4 protein-coding genes are annotated in these 3,943 nt (G+C 48.7%); 1 reads left to right on the top strand and 3 read right to left on the bottom strand.

Annotated elements, in window-relative coordinates:
- Positions 1 to 1,467, top strand: a 1,467-nt coding sequence (locus tag B3D59_RS08370) for a right-handed parallel beta-helix repeat-containing protein (RefSeq protein ID WP_286818942.1), incomplete at its 5' end; no start/stop codon positions are given.
- A 165-nt stretch (positions 1,468 to 1,632) separates the two neighbouring features.
- On the opposite strand, the gene B3D59_RS08365 is transcribed toward B3D59_RS08370, so the two are convergent.
- From B3D59_RS08365 to B3D59_RS08355, 3 genes are all read right to left on the bottom strand, one after another.
- Positions 1,633 to 1,839 carry a hypothetical protein gene (locus tag B3D59_RS08365; protein ID WP_286818941.1) on the bottom strand — a complete coding sequence of 69 codons (207 nt, stop codon included), beginning with the start codon at positions 1,837 to 1,839 and terminating at the stop codon, positions 1,633 to 1,635.
- Positions 1,840 to 2,338: 499 nt separating this feature from the next.
- Positions 2,339 to 2,716 carry a VOC family protein gene (locus B3D59_RS08360; protein WP_286818940.1) on the bottom strand — a complete coding sequence of 126 codons (378 nt, stop codon included), beginning with the start codon at positions 2,714 to 2,716 and terminating at the stop codon, positions 2,339 to 2,341.
- 12 nt (positions 2,717 to 2,728) lie between these two features.
- On the bottom strand, positions 2,729 to 3,733 hold the full coding sequence (locus tag B3D59_RS08355) for a zinc-binding dehydrogenase (RefSeq protein WP_286818939.1): 1,005 nt from the start codon (positions 3,731 to 3,733) through the stop codon (positions 2,729 to 2,731).
- Positions 3,734 to 3,943: the final 210 nt, after the last annotated feature.

The raw sequence follows: 3,943 nt of genomic DNA, 5'->3' as shown, positions 1-3,943 counted from the left end.
GGGTCTAATGGGGAATACAAAACCATTATCGATCCAGGTACGCCGATCAGCAACTGGGTGCCGGCGTCGGAGGTAGGAGCCGGAGTATATAAATCCAATCTTGGTTTTGAGCCCCGCGAAATGACGGTTGGCGGCAAAAGGATTGGAAAAATCAACAAGACCTTGATGGGTAGTGGCGATGGATTCAAACTGCTGAACATGGGAGCGGATGAAGAGGTTAAACTGCTTGACACTTCCATCCTGGTTAAATTTTGGGATGGAGTTGAGGCTATTTATGGATACAAGGACAACATTACTTATATCAGATTTCGCAAAGGGGATAATCCAAATGACAAAGCAATCAAGGCGGCTCCTGCAGGGGCGGCCATCGTTATCAATAATAAAAGCCATCTGACATTAAGCGGTTTGGCGATTCAGGGCGCTGAGTTTTCGGTAAGTATTACCGGAGCGGGGAGTGCCAACAATATCGTTGAAGACTGTATCCTGAAAAACGGACGGAAAAGAGTATACATTACAAATGGTCCGTCAAATACGATTGTTAGAAACAACTCAATAACAATGGATTATTACGCAGGAAATGATTGTTTGGGGGCGGAAGTAACTTCTGCGTATGTAAAGCGGCATGTATATGACTTTTTTAAGCATATCGTCGGCTCATCGACATCTGACGACAGCGGCGTGGAGTTAATCAATCCGGGAGCAAATACCGTTATTTCAGGAAACCATATTTTTGGCGGGTTGTTAGGCATCCCAGCTTATAATCGAGGCGTAGATTCGCCCGTATACGGGTTAAAAATCTTTAATAATAAAATTCATAATATGTCCAGTGTTGGCATCACCAGTAATGAAGGAATAATGGACGTAGAGATCAACAACAATCTGATTTATGACTGCAACCTCAATATCAGAATACATGAATTAAACAAAAAAACAGATTTGGGCAGAAGGGTATATATTTACAACAATTCGTTATGGAACCCCGAGGGTGGAGGTTACCACTTTTATATTCACAGCGCAGCAACAGCTCCGGCTGTTAATTTCCCGGAATATTGGATCTATAATAATTTCTGCGTTGGAGGAAACAGATCTTTCGGGGTAATGGAAGCCGTTGTTCTTTCAGGGGGAATGCCGGAGTTTTACATTTTTAATAATACGTTTTTAGCGAAAAACAATTTCAGCACCAACTTGATAAATTGCATCAACAAAACAAATTATTTGGGCTTCATTGATTACAACTCGTTTGGCGGCCTTTTCCCCAAATCGATCACAGGTTCTATATTTGGGGTAAACAATGTTTTTTTCAGCGGGGATGACACTTATCTGAAATTTCCGGATATTGCCAGTTTTCTGGAAGAATTTGACCGAAACAGCTATGAGATTAAAAGGTTGGATATTTCTGGAACATTTAGCATCAACAACTCAGATTATATGACATTGCCATATTGCGAGAATACTTGGAATTACTAATAATGTGGAAAAGTTGAGATCTTTCCGTAAAGTCTGAGTTCCGCGGAAAGCGCCATCCCCGGCCCAACAAAGAGGACGGGGATGGCGCGCGGTCATCCTCTCGGGTATAATTGTTTTTCCGAAACATTCAGCCCAAAGAAGGACGGAATGACAGCAAACAAGAAGTTAGCACAAAAACGCCTTACCTTTTCTACAACTGGCTGAAAACTGGGCAACGTATCCCGGGTATGCCGGATGCACAATATTTCCCGGAGCCAGTTTTATGAGTAAAAGCTGGCCCTTCAGGAGCATGGCCTCGATGGTCTGGTGAACAAGTCGCCTGTTAGCAAGCCATCCCCGGGAGATTGATGAAGGCGTAAAAGACAGAATCATTGAACTTTCGCTTGAACATCCTGGTTATGGCCAGCAGCGCATTTCGGACCAATTGGCGCTTGATGGCGTTTCCGTCTGCTCCATCGCTGTACGCAACGTCTGGCTTAAGGATGGAATGGAAACCAAGTACAAACGGCTTTTACGCTTGCAGGAAACAGCTGTCGGTAACGATTTTGAGCTGACGGAACAATAGATTCGGCTGATTGAAAAAGCCAGCCCATGCTTCAAAGAGCGTCATGTGAAAAGAGGCTATACCGGCCAGCTGCCGTGCCGGGACGACTTCTATGTGGGCCTTCTCAAAGGTGAGGGCTGGATTTACCTAACAAGGCCGCATCGCGGATATCGCAACATGGGAAGAAGACCCATTGAAACTTCGAACAGCGAAAAATCCGCCTGAAGGAACTTCTTCCGGACGCGGCCTGATTCCCGACAGTCCGAGAGGATAAACTGTCCCGAAGGTTGTTGACTTTTAAACTCCGGTAAGACCGCCGACTTCAGGTTACTCTTTCACCTCAAAAAGATTGTCGTCGTAATCGGAAATGAAAGTAACCACGCCGGAACCCTTGGGAACCTGAACAACCTTCAGGCCCGCCTTCCGGCTTTTGTGAACAACATTCATGAAATCATCCACCTGGATGCAGGAATGCGCGATCGGCCGCTCGGGCGCTTTGTACTCCCGATACACCAGTATCTCATAATCAACGGTTCCGCCCCGGTAATGTATGACTAAAAAATCATCATGAATTCCGAAAATGGCTTGGGTCAGCTTTTTGTCCAGGACCGCCGGCGCTGATTTTTCCAATCCAAGGATATCGATAAAAAAACGGTCCGCCTTTTCTTCGCTGCTGGCGGCGAGCCCGGTGTGGATCAGCTTCATTCAACCCGCCTTTCATTTTTCCTGGGGTTTGATGATGACCTTCAGGGATTCGTCTCCGGCCAGGAGCAACCTGAATCCTCTGCCGGCGTCTTTCAACGGCAGCCGGTGCGTAATGAGGTCATCCACTTTAATGATCCTGTTCTCAATCAGGTCGAGGGCTTCTTCAATATCCTGAGGTCCGCAATAATAGGAAGTGCATATGCGTATTTCCTTTCTCCAGAAATCATTGATCGGAACCACCACCTCCTTATCAGGCCCGGGTACGGAGAATAAAACCACCACTCCGCCCATATCCACGGTTTCCCAGGCCTGCTTCAAAGCGGACAGGGCCGAGGTGGCAACAATAACGGCATCCGCTTTCCGGCCATTGAACCGCAGCAGCTGTTCCGGGACATCGGCGGCCGCGTCGGCGGCATGGTCCGCGCCAAAATTTCTGGCCAGTTCAAGCCTTCTTTTATTGGCATCGGTCGCCATGACCTTGCATTGTTTATGCTTGGCAAGCTGGATATGCAGGAGCCCGGACATGCCGGCGCCGAGTATGAGGACCGTCTGGCCCGCCTCAATGGACGCCAGTCTCTGCGCCCTGACAACACAGGCCAGGGGTTCGATGAATGTCGCCTGTTCATAGCTGACATTGTCCGGCAGCCGATAGACGCCATTTGCAACCAGTTCTTTCGGCACCAGGATATATTCGGCAAAGCCTCCCGGCAGCCGATCCTTGATCGCACTGCATTGGGGGTAATGTCCCTTCAGGCAATAAATGCATTTATGGCAGGGAACCTTGGGCGCTATGAAGAGCCGATCCCCTTTTTTGAACTGGCTGACCCCGGCGCCGGTTTCTACAACCTCTACTCCCGCCTCATGGCCTTGAACCAGGGGGGCGCGGGGCAAACGGTACCACTCTACCACGTCGCTGCCGCATATTCCGCAGGCCATGACCTTTACCAGCATCTCGCCCGGGCCGGGCGAAGGGGTTGGCGCTTCTTCCAGCCGTATGTCGTTGTTGTTGTACCACATGCATACTTNNGAAAAGCGCCGGCAGGGCGCTTTATTGTTTCAAGGTGTTATAAAGATCAAAAGCCTTTTCAGGACTTTCATTATCATGGACCACCGCTCTGACCGCCTGAATCATCGCGACGGGCGAATCGCTCTGGAAGATGTTTCTGCCCATGTCCACGCCGGCGGCGCCTGCCTGTATAGCGTGGCTGGCCATTTTCAGCGCGTCCA

Origin of the sequence: Desulfobacter sp. UBA2225 (assembly GCF_002348205.1) — a bacterium.
Classification (GTDB): Bacteria; Desulfobacterota; Desulfobacteria; order Desulfobacterales; family Desulfobacteraceae; genus Desulfobacter; species Desulfobacter postgatei.
This window is presented reverse-complemented; position numbering and strand designations above follow the sequence as displayed.

Bases quoted from the DNA above. Each gene is read 5' to 3' on its own strand.
- B3D59_RS08360 (WP_286818940.1), bottom strand. From the start codon at position 2,716: ATGAAGCTGATCCACACCGGGCTCGCCGCCAGCAGCGAAGAAAAGGCG.
- B3D59_RS08355 (WP_286818939.1), bottom strand. From the start codon at position 3,733: ATGTGGTACAACAACAACGACATACGGCTGGAAGAAGCGCCAACCCCT.
- B3D59_RS08365 (WP_286818941.1), bottom strand. From the start codon at position 1,839: ATGATTCTGTCTTTTACGCCTTCATCAATCTCCCGGGGATGGCTTGCT.